Below are 20,874 nucleotides of genomic sequence, written 5' to 3'. Positions count from 1 at the left end.
TCCTCCTGTGATGCATGTCAAATGATGCTTATTTTTTCTATTTTAATAGAATGATATTTTTATTCTAACATGAATAAAGAACAGACAAAAGGAAGAGCCTTTTCCAATTGTTTATAAGCACTATTCTGAAATTTCAACAAGCAGACTGGTAAAAAGCAGCTCGGAATCTGTTTGAATCGGAAAGGATTTTTTAACTAAAAATTCTACAAAATCATAAATAAATACATCATCATCACTGCTGATAACCATTTCATTACTATCGATAACAAAAATAGTTAAAGTGAAGTCCACAGAAGGCCCACTCTTCTTTTATAAACTAAACATACGAGATTGTTATCATTTTCACAATAACCGAAAAAATGTATTTTGTGAAAATCATATGAATTTACACTAAAAAAGAGCCCCGTTCAGGACTCCTTTGTTCATCATTATTTTACTTCCGAATTTCCAGAATAGTAGCCAGTGCGCCCAGTTGGACGATCAAGCACCAATCGCGGTGCTGCACTAAGCAAGATTACAGCTACAATCGAGCATAATACTGATGCTCCAATGAATGGGATACCATTGTAGAATAATGAGTAAGCTAGAGCCGACTGACCTTCTGGTGCGTATTGTGCCCAAATCGTAACACCTGCAAGAAAATGCCAGAAGTAGCGGATAGCACTACCTGTTAGTATGGCAGCAACCATTACTAGTGAAGCAGCCCCTTTTTCTCCGTTTTTAAGTTTGGCTTGTATTGTCGGCATAAAAAGACCAGCAAAACCAATACAGGCAAAAGCTAAGAAATATTCAAGGATTACTTGCCAGAATGCTAGTGCCTGCAAGTCACCTGTTACGATTTGCAATAGTCCCCATAAAAAGCCTGCTGTTGCACTTGCTTTAAAGCCCCAGCGAAAAGCGATTATAAAGATCGGCACCATGGCAATCGAGATGGACCCGCTCGCACCAAGATGGATAGAAGGCAGCAAATCCAACACTAACGCAATGGCTGCAAAAATAGCAATTTCAATTAAAACGACTAACCCCATTTTTTTCATAAAAACTCCCCCTTGTTATGTACGCATACCAAAGGGGAGTTGAAGTAGGATTAACGTGTTTTTTTTTCGTATGAAAAAAAGTAAGTATACATTAAATACCTAGTAAAAAGTCTTCAGCCACGATCCCTACGCTAGTGTTAACTAACAGGTTCAAAGGGTCTGATCATTTAAGATCACTCTCAGCATACATGCTCCCCCTGTGGTTTGCTTTTATATTCAATTGTTCTTATTATAGCAGATTCTTATTCAACTAAAAAGATGCTTTTATTACTTTAAGGAAGCTTTGAATACATCCGTATGATTATCTGTGCTTCTTAATGCACAAACATATTCATTGCTTCTCGGCATATAGCGGTAATCCTTTTGCCATTCTTCTTTATACATGATTATTTTCTTAAAGGCATGAACAATCGAGTAAGCTTCCTGATTCGTCAATGTCGGGTGAAGGGAGATTCTGATCCACCCTGGTTTATTAGTAAAGATCCCTTTTTGAACCTCCGCTGCTATTTGCTTAGATTGTGCCTCGCTGACACCAAGTAAATAGTGACCATATGGGCCGGCACACGAGCAGCCGCCTCTTACTTGAATGCCAAACCGGTCATTTAGCAGCTTTGCTCCCAGATCAAAATGGAGCCCCTCACAAATCACGGAAATGATGCCATGGCGGTTTTTATTTTCCCCGTCCAGTATCGTTATTCCCGGTATTTTATCTAACTCTGTCATCATTAAAGCGATGAGCTCCTGTTCACGCTGCTGCATTTTCTCGACATTCATTTCTTCCTTTAGCTGAATAGCGAGGGCAGTCCGAATTGCTTGAAGAAAGCCTGGGGTTCCGCCGTCTTCCCGTTCTTCTATATCTTTTTTGTAAAGGACGTCACCCCATCCATTCGTAAAGTCAATCGTTCCTCCACCTGGATGATCAGGGATTTTTGCATGAACTAGGCTTTTGTTCATAATAAGAACGCCGCTTGTACCTGGTCCTCCTAAAAACTTATGTGGTGAAAAACAGATAACATCAAGAGCTGCTTCTTTATGATCTGGATGCATATTTATCGTTTCATATGGAGCAGATGCCGAAAAATCAACAAGGCAAATGCCACCATATTGATGCATTAGCTTTGCAAGCCGATGATAATCGGTCTTTCTACCAGTTACATTAGAGCATGCCGTAAATGCTCCAATTTTCATCGTTCTTTGCTTATGTGTCTCAAGGAGTTCCTCCAAATGGCTGTAATCCACATCGCCATTGGCAGCAGGTCTTATCGTAACAACTTCCGCAGCTGTTTCAAGCCAAGACAGATAATTAGAGTGATGCTCCATATGTGTCACAAAAACAATCGGTTTTTCCTTTATGGTCAGTGTTCGTTTGTCCATATGTTTAATGCCGATTAATCTTTGGAATTTATTGATTACTCCTGTCATGCCAAAACCATCAAAAATAAGAATGTCATCTTCATTTGCATGTACATGTCTTTTGATAATATTTTTTGCCTCATGATAGGCATTTGTTATATAGGTGCCCGTTATGTTTGACTCTGTATGTGTATTTGCAACATAAGGACCAATTATGTCAACAAGGTTATCTTCGATTTTTCGATACAGTCTTCCACTCGCTGTCCAATCAGCATATAATAATTTCTGGGTTCCATAAACAGTAGGGTAGGCAAAATCATCTCCGATAATATGTTTCTTGAATGAGCTAAAGTGTGCTTCTAGCTCCGTTCCAATCACATATGTCGATTCTCCAATTTTAGCTCTAATCAACCTAAATCCACCCTCTCTCTCCCTTACTAACCTATGTTAAAATAAAGAAAGAAGTTAATCTAAATACAGAAAAATTTTCAAAAAAAGAAAGAGGCTGAAAGCTTATGGCTATATTACCCGATTTTGCACATGCTTTCCTTGAGGATTTGCACGAAGCCGGACGCTCTAAATTGACGCTTAAACAATATGAGTCAGACTTGAAGAAGTTTTTTTCCTGGCTTGAAGCAGAGCAGAAAAAAACGGATATGAACACGTTGAAGGCATTAAGAAAAGATGATGTTCAAAAATACTTCGTTTATTTGCATAATAAAAAACTGTCCCATGCAACAATTCGCCGGTTAGCAACCGTACTGAGCCGTTTTCTAAAATATCATCAATGTATTGCTGCACATGATATTCATAAATTATCACATACGGCACCGCTCCGTTCCTTAACAAGCAATGATTTCATTGAGGGTGAGGAGTTCACTAAAATCATTTATACGATGAAGCTTCGGTACTCAGAAGCAACAGGAAAAAAAGCGGCTCGGAATTTTCTTGTAGAGCGCAATGCTGCCATTGCATCCCTTATCAGAGCATTCGGGTTAACACCGACGGAAGTGTATGCCATTACGATGGAGCATGTGAATCTTGCACAAGGAGAGCTTTCGATTCCATTTGGGGCAACGATGAAAAAATTTGCTGTTGAAAAGCAAATAATGGAGGATATGAGGACGTATTTTTACTCGATTCCTGAGCTATTCCGCCCAAAATACCATTCTAAGGACCCACTCTTTGTCGCATTTAATAATGTGTCGCTTTCTTTTCAATATGACTACGACAGACAAAAGCCAAAAGCTTTGTCGGTTCGTGCCATCCAGGAAATGATAAAGGATGAAGTCAAACGTGCAGGCCTGCGGAAAATATCAGCAGTGAACTTGCGTAATACCGCAATATTGGAGGAAATTCAGCAGGGTAAATCTGATGAATATATCATGGAACGCTTTTCCCTTACAAGTGAAGCAGCATTGAGAAGATATAAACAATACTTGCTTGCGCTGGATGAGAAGGTCTCCTTTACATAATGAAAAGCAGATGGATGATTCCGTCTGCTTTTTAGTCAGGCAAAGTGTTGTACTCTTTTTTTATTAAAAAAAGCTTTTGTAAAAACAGTCTAACCCGCGGTAATTTATTCTTTTTCTCCCATTTACTTATCATTGTTAATACACTTGTTTTCATAGATGCATATGAGCCAATTGCGGAATAACCATAAAACCATCCCATAAACAAACCTGCTGTTAAACTGTGTCTGTGACTGAAAAAGACAGAAATTATTAGTCCTAAGATAAGTGCGGTAGTTGGTCTGTATTTTTTTGGTATATGAAAGATCCGCTTTAGCAGCTGTGTCAGTACCATCACAATCGGCACTGCTGCCACGGCATCCCAGAAGTTGGTTTGTATTGTCGGAAAATCGATCATTATTTTCCCCCTTAAGATAGATAGCCAATACCTTTAGTTTGCTGTTGATACAGGGAAATATGCGGATTAAGAGAATATAAAACAAAAAAGCCTTAAGTTCCAAAACTTAAGACTCAAAAAAAATTATGAAGAGCCGCCAACCGTTATCGTTACCTCAACTTGTTCATTTTCAACTGTTTCGTTTGCCAGCAGCTTTAATAAATTATGAGCAGCCATTGAGCCCCATTCATGGCTCGAATAGCTGATGGTGCTTAATCTTGGCACCATATATTGCGCTAACTCAATATTATCAAAACCAACAAGAAACACATCTTTTCCTATTTCATATTCTTTATCCTGCAGATAACGATAAATTCCAATCGCCATTTCATCATTAAAGCAAAATATCGCAATTGGTTCACTGTAGTTCGCAAAAATTTGTCTTGCCGCCTCTTCGCCCGAATCCTTTAAAAAATCACCTTGGACCTCAATCAGCTCCACATTTGGGAAAGATTGCAGTTCCTCCCTGACACCCTCCATTCGTTTTTTTGAATCATACGAACCTACAGGACCTGTGACTGCATACAGTTTATTTACATTGTGTTCAGTAAGCTTTCTTACAGCTAATCTTGCACCAGCTGTATTATCCAAAAGCACACCTTTAATGTTTTCATGAACGAGCTCTCTGTCCAACACTACTATTTTATAGCTTTTGTCTGCATAATTAAGCAGCTCTTCATCTGTAAATGCTTGATCTAATATAATGCCGCCATCAATTACCTTTTCCAGCAAAAGCCGATGGGACTGAACACCAGAGCACGCAATTAATTCATACCCTTTTTCATTTAAAGCCTCACGCATTCCGCGGAGTAGCGGACCATAAAAATAGCCGCCATAATCAGCTAAAAAGACCCCGATGATTTTTGTTTGCTTCACCTTCAGCATTCTTGCCGCTGCATTTGGCACATATCCCAGCCGATCAGCAATAGCCAAAATCCGACTTCTAGTCTCTTCCGTTACCTTTGGACTCCCATTAAGCGCATACGAAACAGTAGAAATAGAAACACCTGCTTCCTTTGCGATGTCCTTAATACCTGCCATTAAAGCTCCCTCCAAACTTTCATAAAAGTGAAAAGTTGCTATGTAATATAAATCAATACTACTATTTTATCAAAATTATCTCGATAGTTCTTGTTGTGTGTAAAGTTATTTTGAACGCAATGAAGGGAGCCAGGAAATCGTTTTGATTTCCTGGCTCCTCTGAGATTAACTGCTAACAGAAGTTAGTCATTTAAGTTAGTGTACTTTTTTATTAACTTGAATCCACCAGACAAAACATCCTCACTGCTGCCGCCCACATAAATTTCAAACAAGCCCTCGTCACTTGTAAAGCTCATATCTTGGTGATAATAACGCAGCTGTGCTTCTGTTAATTGGAATTGTATTTCCTTTGTTTCCTTTGGGTTTAGGCTTACTTTTTGGAAGTCTTTCAGTTCTTTGACTGGCCGGACTACATCACCTGTCATATCGCGAATATAGAGCTGGACGATTTCTTCTCCGGTGTAATTCCCTGTATTTGTTATGGTTACTGATACTTGAATTTGTTCGTCTGCGGTCATCGTATCGGAGGACAATCGCAAATTTTCATAGATGTAGTTTGTATAGCTCAAGCCAAACCCGAATGGCAGAAGCGGTTTATTCGGTATATCTAGATATTTGGATAAATAATGGTCTCGGCTTACTCCGTCATAGGGACGACCCGTATTATAGGCATTATAGTATACAGGAATTTGCCCGGCTGTATGAGGAAAAGACATGGTCAGTTTTCCTGATGGATTCACATTTCCAAACAGAATATTGGCAATGGCGCTTGCTCCTTCTGTACCTGGATACCATGCTTCAAGCACTGCATCAGCTTCATCCAATACACCGTGTAAATCAAGGGGACGGCCGTTGAACAGGATAACAGCAATTGGTTTGTTTAATGTTTTCATTTGTTTGATAAGGTGCAGCTGTGCTTCTGGCAATGTAATATCTGCCCTGCTGCAGGCTTCGCCGCTCATTGAGGCATATTCACCAACTGCAAGCACAATTACATCTGCTGCTTTCGCTGCTTCTATTGCTTCGGTAACTTGTTCTTCTGTTATTGTCTCCACATTACTGCCTTGTGCAACTGTTACATTAGTTGTCAATGCTTGTAGTGCTTCATGAAGGTTTGCTGTATTTTCGATTTCTCCTTGCCAAGACCACGCTCCTAAAATGTCCGGTGATTGCGCGAAGGGGCCAATTAGGGCGATATTCTGCTGTTTGTCCAAAGGCAAAACGCTGTTGTTTTTTAAGAGAACGCAGGATTTTTCTGCCAGTTTACGGGCAACTTCCCGGTTAGTTTTGGAAAGAATCACTTCCTTTTCCTTTACAGTATCTGCAGCTCTGTAAGGATTTTCGAATAATCCAAGCTTTTCTTTCAGCTTTAAGATGCGCAGCACCGCTTCATCCAATAATGTCTCTGTTACTTCCCCGCTTTTGATCAAATTTTCCAAACTGCGGATATAGCATGGTGTCATCATTTCAATATCAACACCGGCAAGGATTGCCTTGCGGGCCGCCTCTGCTTCATCACCTGCGACTCCATGTGGAATTAATTCCTTAACTGCGCCCCAATCTGATATCAACACACCATCAAAACCCCATTCCTTGCGAAGAAGATCTCGCATAAGCCACTTGTTGCCGGTAGCTGGAATTCCGTCTACGGTGTTAAAGGATGTCATCACCATTTCACAGCCTTCATCAAGCGCTGCTTTATACGCAGGAAGATAGGATTCGCGCAGCTGACGTTCGGACATGTTGACAGTGTTATAGTCACGGCCTCCTTCTGGTGCACCGTATGCAGCAAAATGCTTCACACATGCGGCAACTTTCATATGGTCAGCCGCAAGATCTTTGCCTTGAAAGCCCCGCACAAAGGCTTTGGCAAAGGCGCTATTTAAATAGCTGTCTTCTCCAGTCGTTTCAAGCACGCGGCCCCATCGAGGATCGCGAACGAGATCGACCATTGGTGCAAAGGTGACATGAACACCAGCAACAGCTGCTTCACTAGCTGCAACCTCTGCACTTTTTTCTGCCAGGTCCATATCCCAGGAACAGCCTATCGCTAAAGGAATTGGAAAGATTGTTTTATAGCCATGAACGATATCTGCCATGAATAAGAGTGGAATGCCATGACGATTTGTTTTTAAATGCTCCGCTTGAATTTTCCGCACCGTGTCTGCCCCAGAAACACCTAAAACAGATCCACTGTTTTTCACAACAAAATCGCTTATGCCCATCTCTTCAAATGGACCAGTAATTTCCCCGGCAAGTCCGTAATAAAAATTTCCGGACAGCTGCATTAATTGTGCGACCTTTTCTTCTAACGTCATGTTTTGAATTATTGACTTAAGATCAATCTGAGCCATATTCTGCCTCCCCCTGTTTTGTTCATCGAAACGTTTCACCAACGATTACAATTCGAATTATAAGCGTTTTCATTTCGAAGGTCAACTTAAAAAGCAAGGGGAGGACTTAATATTACAAATCAGCGAGTATTCTTTGTAAATTCTGCAAACCAATTTCAACACTTATTAACGGGGCTTGTGTAAATGCTTCTTGTTCAACAACCAGCCACTCTGTTCCATTCTCGTAAGCCTTCTCAACAATGCCCTTTATATTTAGGCTACCATTGCCGATTTCAGTACTTTCCCTTTTACTAGAATCCATGTCCTTCACATGGATAAGCGGAGTTCTGCCTTTCCATTTTTCCATATAATTAATCGCATTCACGCCTGCATATTCTAGCCAATAAGTGTCAAGCTCAGCATTTAAAAAGCTTGCTGGTACTGCCTCAAACAGCCTATCAAGGATAACTGTCCCTTCCTTGCTGACAAGCTCATGATTATGATTGTGATATAGCAGGGACAAACCAGCTGCTGCAATCTTAACACCCGCTTTCTGCAGCTTTTCTGCAAAGTCATCCCACTCATTGATTGTAGGAAAGCTTGCCCATGGGCACACAATATATTTATTGCCAAGCTCTTGCTCGAATTTTATAACCTTGTCTGTCTCTTCCAATATTTCTTCCATGCTGATATGGGAACCGGCAATTTTTAATCCTAGCTCCTTTAGCTTTGCTTTAATCTCCTGTGCATTTTTTCCGTGATAACCGGCAAATTCCACTCCGTCATAGCCCATCCTTGCCACTTTCTCCAATGTGTCAAAAAAATCCTTTTCAGCATCCTCTTTTACACTCCATAACTGTAGTGCGATTGGCAACGCCATACGTATCCTCTCCTTTTTAGGGTTTTATAAAGAGATTTGTGAAGCAATATTCGTTATCCTTTCATTTTATTCCTCCTCTCATCTATATATTATCTATTAAATAAAAGACAAAAGACAAAAGTTAAAGGTATAGTCATGGTTTATTCATATTTTGAAATTATGATAGGCTATAAGAATCAATTTTAAAGAGTATATAATGAGGGTGAATCGGATGTTGTGTAATGAAGGAGAATACATTAAATACTCACTTAGTGATTTGCTAAAAAAAATTAATGATCTTCGTTCTGAGCTTTTGGAAGCCGCGTCACGACAGGGCATAGATAGTGTCGAGGTATTAAAGAAAAGCGAAGAGCTTGATATATATATCATTAAATACCAACAGATCAGAAGTAAACTACCCAAAAACAAATAACACCCTCCTTGCACGATTGAAAAGGAGGGTGTTTCTGCTTATTGTTCCGTTGCGCCGTTTTCTTCCCAATATATTTCTGAGAAAACATCGGCAAATGCATCAATTGTTCTGTTCAGCTCTTCTTGATTATTGTCAACACCGCCGACTTCAAGCAGAATGGCTTTATCAGAAAAGTTTTGGTTGTAGATTCCATTTCCTTGATCCTGACTTTTGCCGTAAACTCCCCTGCTAATACCAGGATATTTTGCAGCAAGTTCCTTATGCAGTTTTTTAGCAAATGCCTGGTTCTTTTCATAGCCTTCATATCCTTCTCCGACAACGAAAACAATCTTAGCATAACTCTTACCATTAATAGTAGCTGTGGTAGTTTTTTTCCTAGCTGAGTCCCTATGGATATCAATTAAATAAGTAAGATCTTTATTTTCCGAGATTGCAGCTTCAACAACCTCACTCGATGCACTGTAGGAAGCCGTATATTTCCACTTTCGGTCCAAAAGCTTTTGGTTCATGTTTGTCTTATCATGCTGTACCCCAATTCCGTCTTTTTGGAGAAGGCCTGTCAGTTTCGAACCAAGGCTGACCACATTAACCCGCTCGTCCGCACTTATTGCATCATTAGGATTTTGCGCATTTTTTAACAACGGTAAATACGATTCTAAATTATGTGTTTGATAGATTAACACACGCTTGTCAGTGGAGGCTTGATGTGTGTTATTGTCATCTGTTTTTGATGTATCATCAGTGATTTTTTCTTCATCGGCTTCCTTTGGATTTTTTAAGATTTCATCAGATGGAGTTGATTCATAAGGCAACTGAGCAATGGTTGTCCCTTCCTCTGCCACAATGATTTTTGTATGATAGAAGCTAAGCTGAGGGAGCTCTCTTCCTAATAATGTTCGTGTATCATCAAGTCTTATATTTGTAGCAACCTGAAAGAAAAGGTTTGATAACGAAATGGTGCTTCCTTCCTTTGGAAAATAATGATTTTCAAAGTTAAAAAGCTGGGAATAAAGGTTTGCAGCATCAACCTTTTCCAATGCCCCTCTTATGTAATCGGAGGAGAATTTTTGTGAAACAAATGAGGTTGTAGCACCAGAAATTAAGATAAATACGAGGATGACTCCCAGAATAGTAGTATAGATGAATTGGAAATAATATTTAAATTTAGATATTGGCATAGGTCGTCTCCTTTCTCTCTAAAATTTATATTCTTTTTAGTAGAGATTTAGAAGGACGAATTTTGATTAGTCTTATTTGTTTTTAATTGCTTGTTCATTTTTAATAGAGATATTGAGTGCGTAAAATTAGTTGGTTGTTTTGAAAAAATGCATGCAACCGTAAACTGCATGCATTTTTTTGCTTTATTATTTGAATGAAAACAACAGCTCTGCTTCGCAAATTAATTCACCGCGAACGGTTGCGATGCCTTTTGCCTTCGCGATCGTTTTTTTGACCTTTGTGACAAATACCTCCATACAGAGCTCATCACCAGGAAAAACGGATCTTTTTATTTTACAGTCTGTTATTTTCGCAAGAAGCGCCCACTTTCCTTCATGCTTCTTTTCACTGTGGATGGCAACTGCTGATACTTGCGCAATTGCTTCAATAATAAGAACACCTGGCAGGATTGGGCTTTCTGGGTTTGTTCCTGTAGCAAACGTGTCTTCCTTACTAATTTGTTTGACTCCTACTGCCATTTTCCCTGCTTTAAGCTCTAATATTTCATCAACAAGTGGCAGTGGATAGCGGTTTAGTATGTCTTTAACAATCGCTAAATCAATCATTGTTTTTGCCCAAATTCATCAAGCTGTTTTTGAAGGCTTGCCATTGCAGCTGTCATTTCCTGTGTCAGCTCGGCAACATCCTTTCTTGTACCATCTTCCTTTTGCAAAGAAATAGGATCACCGAATATTACCCTGATTTTTTTCCCTTTCAATAAACCCTTTACATCTGTCGGACCACTGAATGCTGCTGGGACAATCGGTACCTTTGCCAAATTAGCAATTGTCGCTGCCCCTCTTTTCAATGGCACGTCTTCAGATGTTCTTGTTCCACTTGGAAAAATGCCGACGATTTTCTTTTCTTTAAGCAATTTAACAGGTGTTTTTATACTGCTTGGACCAGGATTTTCTCTGTCGACTGCAAATGCATTGATGCTTGTCAAAAACTTCCCTGCATTCGGTTTGGCAAACAGCTCTTTTTTTGCCATGAAATGAATTTGGTTCGGCAGCATGGCAGTCCCAAGCGCCACGACATCCACCCAGCCAATATGCGAGCAAGCCACAACATAACCGGTATCCTTTGGTAGCTTGTCTTTATGTATTGCTACACTGCGTCCGAATATTTTCAAAACGATATTGGCAAAGTTACTTGTAAATGTATACATATTAAAACTCCTTTATGTAAATTAAAACGTATCATCTATGTTAGTTCTATATTATTATACCATCTGCTCTTAGTACTAGATACTATCTTTTTCTATACGATTAATTATATACTATCCAATCAAAAAAGAGTAGTGTCATCTATACACAAAGAAAGGAGCTTCTAGCGTTAGAAGCTCCTTTTCATTATTTCAGTTCATCTTCAGTGATGAACTTATCTTTAATAACGGTTTCGTCTATATTGCTTTTGGTGACCGCAACTGGATCAAGGAGAATGGATGGAACATCGTTTTTCCCATTGTTGACTGTAGCTGTTGTATCGATTTTTTCGTTTTTCCCAGCTTTCATAGCGATGGCTGCTGCATCTTCTGCTATAACCTGAATTGGTTTATAGACTGTCATTGTTTGGCTCCCAGCAAGAATGCGTTTTAGGCCAGTGATTTCCGCATCCTGCCCTGAAACAGGAATTGTTTTCCCAATTGCCTGCAAAGCATTGATAACACCGCCAGCAGTCCCGTCATTTGCGGCGATAACAGCTTGAATATTATTGTTATTTTCCTTTAACGCTTGCTTCATATTAGTCTCTGCTATTTCAGGCTGCCACTCATCTGTATATTTATCAAACACAAGCTTAATGTCGCCTTTATCTATATAAGGCTGCAGTACTTCCATTGCCCCTTCTCGAAAGAGCACAGCATTATTGTCTGTTTCAGCTCCACCAATGTAGGCGAAATTACCTTTCTTTTGCTTTTTGAGTATTTCCTGTGCCTGCAATTGGCCAACCTTTTTATTATCATAGGAAATATAGTAATCCACATCTGCATTCTTAATCAGTCTGTCATAAGAAACGACTTTCACATTTGCTTTATGCGCTTTGTCAACAATTTCAGCAGAAACCTCTGCATTATGCGGCACTACGACTAATACGTCGACACCTTCCGCAATAAGCAGCTCAGCTTGTTTGATTTGCACACTATCCACGCCATTAGCAGCAAGTGTTTTCACTTCACCACCAAGTTCCAGCACTTTTTTCTCAAATGCTTCCTTGTCCTTATACCAGCGATCCTCTTGCAGTGTGTCTAATGAGAAGCCTACATAGACCTTGCTGTCATCTTGAGCAAGCTTCATTTTTGGTTCTGAATTCTCGGTTGTAGTTTGGGAGCAGGCAGCCAAAAAAGTCATGGCCATGACACACGCTCCCGCCATAAGCTTTTTCTGCAGTGACTTACGCATCTCCCTTCTCCTCCTTATCAAGTTCGAATTTTTGAATCATGCTATTCATATTATCGACCATTTGCGTAATTTCCTTGAAGTTTGCTGAAATACTTGTCATCATGTCATTTTGTTGCATCATCGAAGCAGAAACCTCTTCAAAGGATGCTGCTGATTCCTCAGATACTGCGGCAATTTGCTCAACGGACGCACTAATGCCATTGCCCGTCTTTGTAAATTCCTTAATGATTTCCGATATGTTCAGCGATTTCTCTGTCAGATTAGTAATTCCATCCATAATGGCATTAAAGGTGCTTTCTGTCATTTTAATCTGTTCAGCGCCCTTATTCACTTCCTCATAGCCTTTTTCTAGCTGTGTTAGTGATTCAATACTATTTTCTCTAATTGCTGTGACTAATCCGGTTATATCTGTTATCGAATCAGATGTTTGCACAGCTAATTTACGCACTTCTTCTGCAACAACTGAAAAGCCTTTACCTGCCTCGCCTGCTCTGGCAGCTTCAATTGAAGCATTCAACGATAGCAAATTCGTCTGGTCAGCAATCGACTTAATAAAGGTCACAAGCTTAGTGATATTTGCCGTATTACCTTCCAATTCTTTCATTTTTTCCACACTGCTTGTTACAACCGTATTAATGGTGTGCATCTGCTCTAAAGACTTATTCATAAGTCTTGAGCCCTCTTTGCTAGAAGCAGTGACAACTGCTGAAGTTTTCACTAATTGATTCGCATTTTCATCTGCTATAGCAATTTGCTGGTTAAAATCCTGCATGTTGACAGCAATCGTTGATGAAGCATCTGCCTGTACATTTACTCCTTCAACTAACTCCTGAACAGTCATTGAAATCGTATCAATCGTAGTGCTGACTTCAGCAGCTGCCTCAGATACCTCTAAACTTCTTGAATCAAGATTTGTAGACATGGATGAAATACCATAAATCGTCTCTTTCAAGCTTTGACCCATTTTATTAATAGATTTGGACATTACTCCGATCTCATCTGTAGAACTTTCATCAAGCAGCGACACATCCAATTTCCCATTAGCTATGGAATCGCTTACCTCTATAACATGCTTTAACTTTCCTTGTATTCTTTTAGAGATAATAATTAAGATAGCACTTGAAATGGCAATTGTCACAATTGTTAAGATGCCGACTAAAAAGCTTGTTCTTGTTACATATGACTTAGATTCAGCCAATGATTGCTGGTTTTCCGCGGAAACAAGTTTATTTAGCTGTTCGCCTTCTTCGGTTACCTTTCCTTTTAAGTCACTAATTTGCTTTTCAAGTTCTTTATAAGAAGTTGTATTAAAATCCTTAACATTTGGTACAACAGAATTAAAGAATATTTCATCAATTTCTTGATTGTTGGCAATAAGCTTTAAATATATTTGTTTAGCTTCCTTGCCTTCCATATTTTTTTCCACTTTTAAAGCAGTCAAAGTGAATTTTTTACTTAATTCTAAGTATTCATCAAGCTTTTCATCATTAGCATCAAGGAAATACAAAGGTATTTGCGTATTTTTCTCTTGAAAAAGTGCTACTAATTCCATTGTATTAATGCTTAATTCATTTTTACTGCTTATTTCATTCATATTGCTGGACATTTTGTTTAAGGATACATACGTGATCCCGATAGAAGTTAAAAATAAGACAAGCGTCAGCAAGAACACTATTCCATATTTGTAACCAATCCTTAAATTTTTGAACTTAAATTTTTCTGTCAAAAGAGTCCCTCCTATCTCTAGGAGTAATATCGACAACAACAAACAATTGTTGAATAGCATTTTGCAATATTTTTTAATTAAAAAAATCACCAGAATATAAAAAAGGATTCTTGCAAAAGAATCCTTCGTACATCTAAGTTTTCGTGTTCCTGACGTCTTTATTTCAGGTAATATAAATTAACAAAAAAACTCACAACATTTGTTTGTTCAACCAGTTTACTGTTTTTCCAATAAGCTCTTTGTAATGGGCGGAGGAAGAAAAGGTATGCTCCCCATGTTCGACGATAAATGCTTCCACACTTCCCACTGTCCTTTGTTCATATTTATGTTTATATTCAAAAAGATAATCATGGGGGATATCAGAATCACCATTGCCATGGAGAATCAGAACGTCTCCTTTGAAGCTTGCGCATTCCTTTAGCGGATGATATTTCTTCATCGACTGAAAGAAATACTCTGAAAGAGGATATCCATAAAAATCTACTGTCTCACAGTCTTTTAAACTTTCAACCTCACTGTTGCCCACTATATTTGCTAAATCCTTATATGGGCTTCCAACAGCAGCCCATTGGATGAGCTTCTTTACCCTGTCATCCCTGTTTGCTTGAAGCAATGTCACTGCTCCACCTAAGCTGTGTCCAAGCAGAATAATCTTATCTGTCTCTTCCTGCCTGCAAGCATAATCTATGAGTGTTTTAGTTTGTGCAATAAGATCGCATAATCCAAAGCTGCCATACTCTCCTGTGCTTTCACCACAGCCAGCATAATCAAAGCGATACACAGTATAGCCATTTTTCACAAGCTCTGATGCTGATTTCACAAAGAGTCTGTCAACACCAATTCGGCTTCCAATTAAGCCGTGGCATATAAGCACAACATGCCCGTTTTTTTTGATTCCGTTTGCTGGATAATCAATGGAGAGGGCAAGCTCCTCCTTTTTCCACATAAGCCTTTGGTGTACAGTCATTCGTTTACCTCCCACAATCCCCTTAAATAAACTTTTCATACAGGTTTACTCGGTTTTAAAAAATCGATTTCTTATTCCCTCTATTATAGAGGGAAACTTGTTTTTTTGTCAAAAGGAAATAAAAAAACTGACATAACTTTTCCTGTATGAAATAATAAATACAAAGTCTTTCTACTTAGGAGGAATTATGCAGTATTATACAGACTATCATCATCACTCCAATCATTCCTTTGATTCAAAGGCTGATATGGAGGAAATTTGTCAAAGCGCTATAAACAATGGAGTCCAAGAAATTTGTTTTACAGAGCATTTCTCCGTAAATCCAAATGCACCAACATATGGGCACATGGTTTGGGATAAGTACCTCCATGATATAAAAAGATGTCAGGATATTTTTAAAGACAAGCTTTTGATCAAGGTAGGCATTGAATTATGTGAGCCCCATTTGCTAAAAGGTATTTATCAAAATGCATTAAAACCGATTCCCTTAGATTTTATCTTAGGCTCTGTTCATAATCTAGGCGGCACTACGTTAAGAAGGTATATGAATGCAAATCCTGATAAAGATATTTACGAGGATTACTTTCTAGAGCTAAGAAAAATGGTGCAGTCAGCAGACATCGACATTATTGCCCATTTTGACTTAATGAAGCGCTATGCTTTTTCCCCAAGGGGTTTATATGATTTTGACAAGCATAAGGATTTAATTGCCGATATACTGACAATCGCAATAAGCAGAGACATTGGCCTGGAGATTAATACTTCTGGATGGCGCACAAGTGTAGAGTTATCGATGCCTTCTCATGACATTTTAGGACTTTATAAGGAACTAGGCGGAAAGCTGCTTACGATTGGTTCCGACTCCCATCATGCTGAAACAGCAGGCGCAGGTTTTCAGCAAGGAATAGACTTGGCGAAAGCGTGCGGTTTTACGCATGTTTACACCTATTCCAAACGCCAACCAACTGCATATAGAATAGGCTAAAAAAGATGCTGGGACAAAACAAAAGATAACCTTTCTAAACACGAATAATAAAATTAAATCCATATTTGAATAATGAAGCTTGTGACAAAATAGAATATGGAGTTAAAATTAGTTCGTTTCATTGCGCGCTCGTCCTCGCGCTTTCCGCGGGGAGGAAGCTGAGCCTCCTCGTCTTCGCCTGCGGGGTCTAAAGCGTCCTCTATTTCCCTTAGTAGTCGAGTGGCCTCCGCTCCATTCCACTAAAATTTCTAATTATTGTAATTTAAAAAACAAGAAACCGAACTATCCAATCGAGATTAGAATGGATAGTTCGGTTTTTATACTGATTCATATACTTATGTCCCAGCCTCTTTTTTCGCTTATAGATAAGAAACAATCAATTCACTGTTTCCTTCCACTTCAAAGCTGCCAAATCCGCTAGGTAGTAAGAAATGATCTCCTTTTTTGAAAGGATAGCTAGCTGAATCCTTTTTAATGCTTCCTTCTCCTTCAATAACACTGCATAATAGAAACGGCTTTGTTTGTGTGTTTATGCTAGTGCCTTGAATGTCCCATTTTTCAACTGTGAAATAGTCACACTCGATAAAGGTAGTTACCGTTAAATCGCCATTTGTTTCCACTTTGACATCAAAGGAATCGGCTTTGTGAGGAACTGTCGTCACATCAACAGATTGTATAACATGCAGTTCTCTCGTATTCCCTGTATCATCTTTTCGGTCATAATCATAAACACGATATGTTGTATCCGAATTTTGCTGTGTTTCCAGGATGATAATCCCTTCTCCAATAGCATGGATTGTCCCGCTTGGCACAAAGAAAAAATCACCTTTTTGCACAGGAACTTTATTCAATAACTCTGTCCATTTATTTTCACGGATCATGCTTTCCAGCTCTTCTTTTGTTTGGGCATGGTGACCAAAAATAATTTCAGCACCTTCCTTACAATCGACAATATACCAGCATTCCGTTTTTCCTAGTTCGCCATTTTCATGAACGTTTGCATATTCATCATTTGGATGAACCTGCACAGATAAATCTTGATTAGCATCCAATAATTTAGTTAGCAAAGGAAAACGATCTCCTTCTGCATGACCAAACAGCTCTTTGTTATTTTCCCATAATTCGCCTAACGTTTTTCCTGCGAACTTGCCGTTTTTAACGACGCTTTGTCCGTTCGGATGAGCAGAAAATGCCCAGCATTCACCTGTTGTTTCAGAAGGAATCTCGTATCCAAAGCTGCGCAGCTCTGTCCCTCCCCAAATACGGTCCATAAAGATAGGATTAAAAAATAAAGGTTCAAAATTCATATTAGGTTAGAACTCCTTTAAATGTTTGTTTACCAAATTAATTCTACCATATAATGGAGCAATTTCTATCTATTTTCAAAATAAGAAAACAAAAAAGGCAGGATTACAACCCTGCCATTTTGAAAACCTTATTCTCTTTACTAAAATTACTCTCTATTTCATTTTTTATATCAGTCGGATACTTATGGAAGCGTAGTAATAGCTTCTCCTTTTGCTCATCTGATGAATTCTTACAGTTGATTGCCGTGCGAACAGCAAGCTTCAGGGTATATTTCTCCCAATCCACTTTCGCAAGAATTGCACTTTTCTCCAAACTAGCAGACAACGACTTCTGAGCGACAAGCTCCGCAAGTTCCTGCTGTCTAACGATCCCGAATACAGAACGGAAAAGCTTCTGTGCAAAAGCTGCCATATACACTTCGTTTATGTAATTATCAGCCATTGCACATCGACTCTCCTTTTTGTTTCGTTAATTTTTTAGTTTTTGTTTAATGCTGTCTGGCAGGTCATCCTCAGAGATGAAATTCACTATAATATCATCTTGATACTTAGCCTTTACTATTACAGTATATTTTTCATTTGGATACACAAATTTTGCAAGAATGTCACTTTGCTGCTCCTTATTCTCTACTTCAACCTTGTTTTGGAGCTTGCTTATTTTATTGTCAATTTCTTCATTTGAAAACTCACCCGAATATTCAATATCAATATCTTCTGCCTTCACGATGTACATCTTATCTACATATTGAGAATCAACAGAAAACAAATTCTGATACCCACGTTTTTTCAGCCAGTCCACCGTTTCTTTATTGTTTGCAGTAAAAGTGTGATAATAATCTGTCATTTTGTTATTTCTATCAACACTTATAGTTGCTGCAAGATTATAATTATTGGTCATTTGATCAAAGGACTCATTTCGTTTATCCTCCATAAAGATAGTAAGGAAGTTCTGTAATTCTTTTTTGTCAGTAATCTTTAAAGTTTGACCAGTAGGCATGTCGACTGTGACTTTAGTAATATTGTCTTTTGTATCCAAATCATATAATTGCTCTTTATACTCCTTGGATTCATAAATAGATTTCAGTAATTTCTTATATTCCTCTCTCTGCATTGTATAAAATCTTGTCACTTTTCTATTGTTGAGTTCGTAACCAATTGTCAACTTTTTAAGCCTATCATCATAGTTATTATGATCGTATGTTTCATCTGCCTTAATTAATTCCTTATGCATTAATACTACAAGCTTTTTGTTTTCTTCAGAGGTTAATGTCTTTATACTATCGTCTGAATAATTATCCGACTCTTCTAAACTCATACTTTTGATGTCTTCCACCTCTGGCACAAATTTTTCATATTTGCTGTTAAGAAATGGTGCTGCAACAGCTACAACGATTGCTGCAAGCAAAAAGAACACATAACCTTTTAAGCGGTTAAACACCCGCCATGATTTCATAAGGAACATTTCTCCAACTAAATAGCCAATAAATGAGCCGATTAACAGTCCAAAGAGATGATATGGCAGACCTTGATTTATCAGTTGATAATACAAACCAAACAGAAGCATAAAACAAATTGTTACAGTGTATTTAAACAATCCGCCTAAATTACTAACTGTCAATGTTTGATAAACTGTTTCTGCATTCCGCTTTTTATATAGAAGCAATGCTGCTACATAAAGAATTACACATACCAAAATATAGGACGTATATACCTTCACTGCCGAGTAATCACTGTAAATGATGACAGGAGCCAATATTGGCGATAAATATATTAGTTTATCAGATATGTATTTGTCGACAGGAAATCCGTGGACATAGTTGCTGAAGTTATAAAAAACCATATAGATAATTCCTGCTGGAAAAAGAAGCAGCAATACGGTAAATACACCTTGTGTTATCGAAAGTCCTGTCAGCATGCCGACAAATATACATGTAAAATACACAATTGCTGTAAATATGATAAATACGCCAATCCAGCTGAATATTTTTGCAAATGAAATGAACTGATGCAAATCGATAATCCAATAGGCAGCCATAATAATGATGGCGTTTAAGATAATAGGAACAATTAACACAAGAAAGCCATTCCATGTAAAAAAGTGAAACAGGAAGCTTCTGCTGACTGGTAAACTATGAATCAAGTCACTGTATGCTTTACTTTGAATATATCGAAACAGGAAAATTCCGAGCAGGAGAGGAATAATAATCATTATCCCTGCTTGAACAAGGATATTTATATCAAAAATCTCTGAGTATACTTGATCTCTCTCCCATCTTCTATAATCATTTTTATCCATTAAGATCAAATGCATCGGCACCGCAAAAAAGAGTGCTAAAAAGGAGATAATTCCTAACCAGCCGACGTTTCGAAACGTTAATAATGATAATTGCTTATAATAATAGGTTTTCTTTAATGGCATAGTCCAATTCCTCCATTTGGTAAATAAATATCTCTTCTAATGTTAGTGGCAAGATATCAAGTAATAAAGGGTTAAACTGGTCGATTTGCTTGATGATATCGTCTTTTTCACCTTTTACGATGAACATGCTGACACTGCCACGCTGTTCGAAATGGACCATACTTAAGCTTTTTTTCAATTGTTCGATGGTGTTTGCTTCAGGGAAAGCAACTTGGATTTTATGAAAATCGAGCTTTATTTCATCAATATCATTTTCAATCAAGCATTTTCCCTTATGGATAATACTTATATGATCACATAAATCCTCTACTTCTGAGAGATTATGTGAGGAAATGATAACAGTCATTTCCCTTTCTGCAACCTGCTGCACAATGAGCTTCTTCACATTGGAGCGGATCACCGGGTCAAGCCCGTCAAACGGTTCATCTAATATTAAGTATTCTGGCTCTGTTGCAAATGCTAGCCAAAACGCAATTTGCCTTTGTACACCTTTAGAAAAGTGATGGATTTTTTTATTTTCGTTAATATCAAGCTGATTGCCTATTTTTTTAAACAGTTCTCCATTCCAACTCGGGTAAAGCTCCTTATAAAATAGGGCCATTTGTTTTGTCGTGTAATGAGGCAAAAAGGAAGGATAATCAGCAATAAAGAACATTCTGCTTTTTAATTTCGTATTTTCAAAAACAGCTTGTTCTTCAACTGTAACTGTCCCTTCATCTTGTTTATAAATACCTGCAAGTAATTTTAAGATGGTTGTTTTTCCAGCACCATTGGAGCCAAGCAGGCCATAGATACTTCCTTTTTGTATGTTCAAGCTCATTTTGTCGAGAATGACATCCTTATTCATTCGTTTTACGACTTGTTTCAATTGAATCATAGGCCTAACACC

The 20,874-nt window shown here is 38.3% G+C and carries 19 protein-coding genes, 1 pseudogene and 1 riboswitch; of the genes and pseudogenes, 3 read left to right on the top strand and 17 right to left on the bottom strand.

Features of this window, described 5'->3' with window-relative positions; all coding sequences use genetic code 11:
* Positions 1 to 120: 120 nt before the first annotated feature.
* From NQZ71_RS11580 to NQZ71_RS11570, 3 genes are all read right to left on the bottom strand, one after another.
* On the bottom strand, positions 121 to 291 hold the full coding sequence (locus NQZ71_RS11580; protein WP_317010651.1) for a hypothetical protein: 171 nt from the start codon (positions 289 to 291) through the stop codon (positions 121 to 123).
* Between the two features lie 137 nt (positions 292 to 428).
* Positions 429 to 1,037: an energy-coupled thiamine transporter ThiT gene (thiT, locus tag NQZ71_RS11575; protein WP_275007649.1), complete on the bottom strand. Its 609-nt coding sequence runs from the start codon at positions 1,035 to 1,037 to the stop codon at positions 429 to 431.
* Positions 1,038 to 1,142: 105 nt separating this feature from the next.
* Positions 1,143 to 1,245: riboswitch (TPP riboswitch) on the bottom strand.
* Between the two features lie 59 nt (positions 1,246 to 1,304).
* Positions 1,305 to 2,801 carry an aminotransferase class V-fold PLP-dependent enzyme gene (locus NQZ71_RS11570; RefSeq protein WP_260053902.1) on the bottom strand — a complete coding sequence of 499 codons (1,497 nt, stop codon included), beginning with the start codon at positions 2,799 to 2,801 and terminating at the stop codon, positions 1,305 to 1,307.
* Between the two features lie 104 nt (positions 2,802 to 2,905).
* Between NQZ71_RS11570 and NQZ71_RS11565 the strand changes: the two genes are divergently transcribed.
* Positions 2,906 to 3,865, top strand: a complete 960-nt coding sequence (locus tag NQZ71_RS11565; protein ID WP_275007650.1) for a tyrosine-type recombinase/integrase — start codon at positions 2,906 to 2,908, stop codon at positions 3,863 to 3,865.
* Between the two features lie 133 nt (positions 3,866 to 3,998).
* Here NQZ71_RS11565 and NQZ71_RS11560 read toward each other — a convergent pair.
* The 4 genes and pseudogenes from NQZ71_RS11560 to NQZ71_RS11545 form a co-directional block, all read right to left on the bottom strand.
* Positions 3,999 to 4,256 (bottom strand): annotated as a pseudogene (locus NQZ71_RS11560) (hypothetical protein); the annotation flags it as partial.
* 126 nt (positions 4,257 to 4,382) lie between these two features.
* Positions 4,383 to 5,339, bottom strand: coding sequence for a LacI family DNA-binding transcriptional regulator (locus tag NQZ71_RS11555; RefSeq protein ID WP_275007651.1), 957 nt, complete (start codon positions 5,337 to 5,339; stop codon positions 4,383 to 4,385).
* A 182-nt stretch (positions 5,340 to 5,521) separates the two neighbouring features.
* Positions 5,522 to 7,693: a beta-glucosidase BglX gene (bglX, locus tag NQZ71_RS11550; RefSeq protein WP_317010650.1), complete on the bottom strand. Its 2,172-nt coding sequence runs from the start codon at positions 7,691 to 7,693 to the stop codon at positions 5,522 to 5,524.
* A gap of 112 nt (positions 7,694 to 7,805) precedes the next feature.
* Positions 7,806 to 8,552 (bottom strand): sugar phosphate isomerase/epimerase family protein, encoded by a 747-nt coding sequence (locus NQZ71_RS11545; RefSeq protein WP_317010649.1) that lies wholly within the window; start codon positions 8,550 to 8,552, stop codon positions 7,806 to 7,808.
* Positions 8,553 to 8,748: 196 nt separating this feature from the next.
* Between NQZ71_RS11545 and NQZ71_RS11540 the strand changes: the two genes are divergently transcribed.
* Positions 8,749 to 8,964 carry an aspartyl-phosphate phosphatase Spo0E family protein gene (locus NQZ71_RS11540; protein WP_317010648.1) on the top strand — a complete coding sequence of 72 codons (216 nt, stop codon included), beginning with the start codon at positions 8,749 to 8,751 and terminating at the stop codon, positions 8,962 to 8,964.
* A 38-nt stretch (positions 8,965 to 9,002) separates the two neighbouring features.
* On the opposite strand, the gene spoIIP is transcribed toward NQZ71_RS11540, so the two are convergent.
* From spoIIP to NQZ71_RS11510, 6 genes are all read right to left on the bottom strand, one after another.
* Positions 9,003 to 10,142, bottom strand: a complete 1,140-nt coding sequence (spoIIP, locus tag NQZ71_RS11535) for a stage II sporulation protein P (protein ID WP_317010647.1) — start codon at positions 10,140 to 10,142, stop codon at positions 9,003 to 9,005.
* Between the two features lie 186 nt (positions 10,143 to 10,328).
* Positions 10,329 to 10,748, bottom strand: coding sequence for a 3-hydroxyacyl-ACP dehydratase FabZ (gene fabZ, locus NQZ71_RS11530; RefSeq protein ID WP_235856693.1), 420 nt, complete (start codon positions 10,746 to 10,748; stop codon positions 10,329 to 10,331).
* Entirely contained in the window at positions 10,745 to 11,350 is a 606-nt protein-coding gene (locus tag NQZ71_RS11525) for a lysophospholipid acyltransferase family protein (protein WP_317010646.1), read from the bottom strand. The genes fabZ and NQZ71_RS11525 overlap by 4 nt, the downstream gene beginning before the upstream one ends.
* 184 nt (positions 11,351 to 11,534) lie before the next feature.
* Positions 11,535 to 12,581 (bottom strand): sugar ABC transporter substrate-binding protein, encoded by a 1,047-nt coding sequence (locus NQZ71_RS11520; protein WP_317010645.1) that lies wholly within the window; start codon positions 12,579 to 12,581, stop codon positions 11,535 to 11,537.
* Positions 12,574 to 14,307, bottom strand: a complete 1,734-nt coding sequence (locus tag NQZ71_RS11515; RefSeq protein ID WP_317010644.1) for a methyl-accepting chemotaxis protein — start codon at positions 14,305 to 14,307, stop codon at positions 12,574 to 12,576. Before NQZ71_RS11515 ends, NQZ71_RS11520 begins: the two co-directional genes overlap by 8 nt.
* A gap of 190 nt (positions 14,308 to 14,497) precedes the next feature.
* Positions 14,498 to 15,274, bottom strand: a complete 777-nt coding sequence (locus NQZ71_RS11510) for an alpha/beta hydrolase family protein (RefSeq protein WP_260053911.1) — start codon at positions 15,272 to 15,274, stop codon at positions 14,498 to 14,500.
* 187 nt (positions 15,275 to 15,461) lie between these two features.
* Here NQZ71_RS11510 and NQZ71_RS11505 point away from each other — a divergent pair, with 187 nt between their 5' ends.
* Positions 15,462 to 16,259, top strand: coding sequence for a histidinol-phosphatase HisJ family protein (locus NQZ71_RS11505; protein ID WP_317010643.1), 798 nt, complete (start codon positions 15,462 to 15,464; stop codon positions 16,257 to 16,259).
* 359 nt (positions 16,260 to 16,618) lie between these two features.
* Here the strand turns inward: NQZ71_RS11505 and manA are convergent, their stop codons facing one another.
* The 4 genes from manA to NQZ71_RS11485 all read right to left on the bottom strand — a co-directional run bounded on the left by manA (position 16,619) and on the right by NQZ71_RS11485 (position 20,862).
* A complete protein-coding gene (gene manA / locus NQZ71_RS11500; protein ID WP_317010642.1) occupies positions 16,619 to 17,566 on the bottom strand; it encodes a mannose-6-phosphate isomerase, class I in 948 nt (315 codons plus the stop codon).
* A gap of 103 nt (positions 17,567 to 17,669) precedes the next feature.
* A complete protein-coding gene (locus tag NQZ71_RS11495) occupies positions 17,670 to 18,008 on the bottom strand; it encodes a hypothetical protein (RefSeq protein WP_317010641.1) in 339 nt (112 codons plus the stop codon).
* 27 nt (positions 18,009 to 18,035) lie between these two features.
* The gene (locus NQZ71_RS11490; RefSeq protein WP_317010640.1) at positions 18,036 to 19,985 is read right to left on the bottom strand and encodes a hypothetical protein; all 1,950 of its coding nucleotides are present in this window, start codon (positions 19,983 to 19,985) and stop codon (positions 18,036 to 18,038) included.
* Complete coding sequence (locus NQZ71_RS11485; RefSeq protein WP_317010639.1) at positions 19,957 to 20,862, bottom strand: ABC transporter ATP-binding protein; 906 nt, start codon at positions 20,860 to 20,862, stop codon at positions 19,957 to 19,959. The genes NQZ71_RS11490 and NQZ71_RS11485 overlap by 29 nt, the downstream gene beginning before the upstream one ends.
* Positions 20,863 to 20,874 lie beyond the last annotated feature (12 nt).

Origin of the sequence: Niallia taxi, from assembly GCF_032818155.1 — a bacterium.
GTDB lineage: Bacteria > Bacillota > Bacilli > Bacillales > Cytobacillaceae > Niallia > Niallia taxi_A.
This window is presented reverse-complemented; position numbering and strand designations above follow the sequence as displayed.

What these genes read in the sequence shown, in the direction of transcription:
- NQZ71_RS11490 (WP_317010640.1), bottom strand. Translation starts at nt 19,985, where the DNA reads ATGCCATTAAAGAAAACCTATTATTATAAGCAATTATCATTATTAACG.
- spoIIP (WP_317010647.1), bottom strand. Translation starts at nt 10,142, where the DNA reads ATGCCAATATCTAAATTTAAATATTATTTCCAATTCATCTATACTACT.
- NQZ71_RS11540 (WP_317010648.1), top strand. Translation starts at nt 8,749, where the DNA reads ATGAGGGTGAATCGGATGTTGTGTAATGAAGGAGAATACATTAAATAC.
- NQZ71_RS11510 (WP_260053911.1), bottom strand. Translation starts at nt 15,274, where the DNA reads ATGACTGTACACCAAAGGCTTATGTGGAAAAAGGAGGAGCTTGCCCTC.
- NQZ71_RS11485 (WP_317010639.1), bottom strand. Translation starts at nt 20,862, where the DNA reads ATGATTCAATTGAAACAAGTCGTAAAACGAATGAATAAGGATGTCATT.
- NQZ71_RS11505 (WP_317010643.1), top strand. Translation starts at nt 15,462, where the DNA reads ATGCAGTATTATACAGACTATCATCATCACTCCAATCATTCCTTTGAT.
- thiT (WP_275007649.1), bottom strand. Translation starts at nt 1,037, where the DNA reads ATGAAAAAAATGGGGTTAGTCGTTTTAATTGAAATTGCTATTTTTGCA.
- manA (WP_317010642.1), bottom strand. Translation starts at nt 17,566, where the DNA reads ATGAATTTTGAACCTTTATTTTTTAATCCTATCTTTATGGACCGTATT.
- NQZ71_RS11555 (WP_275007651.1), bottom strand. Translation starts at nt 5,339, where the DNA reads ATGGCAGGTATTAAGGACATCGCAAAGGAAGCAGGTGTTTCTATTTCT.
- fabZ (WP_235856693.1), bottom strand. Translation starts at nt 10,748, where the DNA reads ATGATTGATTTAGCGATTGTTAAAGACATACTAAACCGCTATCCACTG.
- NQZ71_RS11520 (WP_317010645.1), bottom strand. Translation starts at nt 12,581, where the DNA reads ATGCGTAAGTCACTGCAGAAAAAGCTTATGGCGGGAGCGTGTGTCATG.
- NQZ71_RS11565 (WP_275007650.1), top strand. Translation starts at nt 2,906, where the DNA reads ATGGCTATATTACCCGATTTTGCACATGCTTTCCTTGAGGATTTGCAC.
- NQZ71_RS11495 (WP_317010641.1), bottom strand. Translation starts at nt 18,008, where the DNA reads ATGGCTGATAATTACATAAACGAAGTGTATATGGCAGCTTTTGCACAG.
- NQZ71_RS11545 (WP_317010649.1), bottom strand. Translation starts at nt 8,552, where the DNA reads ATGGCGTTGCCAATCGCACTACAGTTATGGAGTGTAAAAGAGGATGCT.
- bglX (WP_317010650.1), bottom strand. Translation starts at nt 7,693, where the DNA reads ATGGCTCAGATTGATCTTAAGTCAATAATTCAAAACATGACGTTAGAA.
- NQZ71_RS11525 (WP_317010646.1), bottom strand. Translation starts at nt 11,350, where the DNA reads ATGTATACATTTACAAGTAACTTTGCCAATATCGTTTTGAAAATATTC.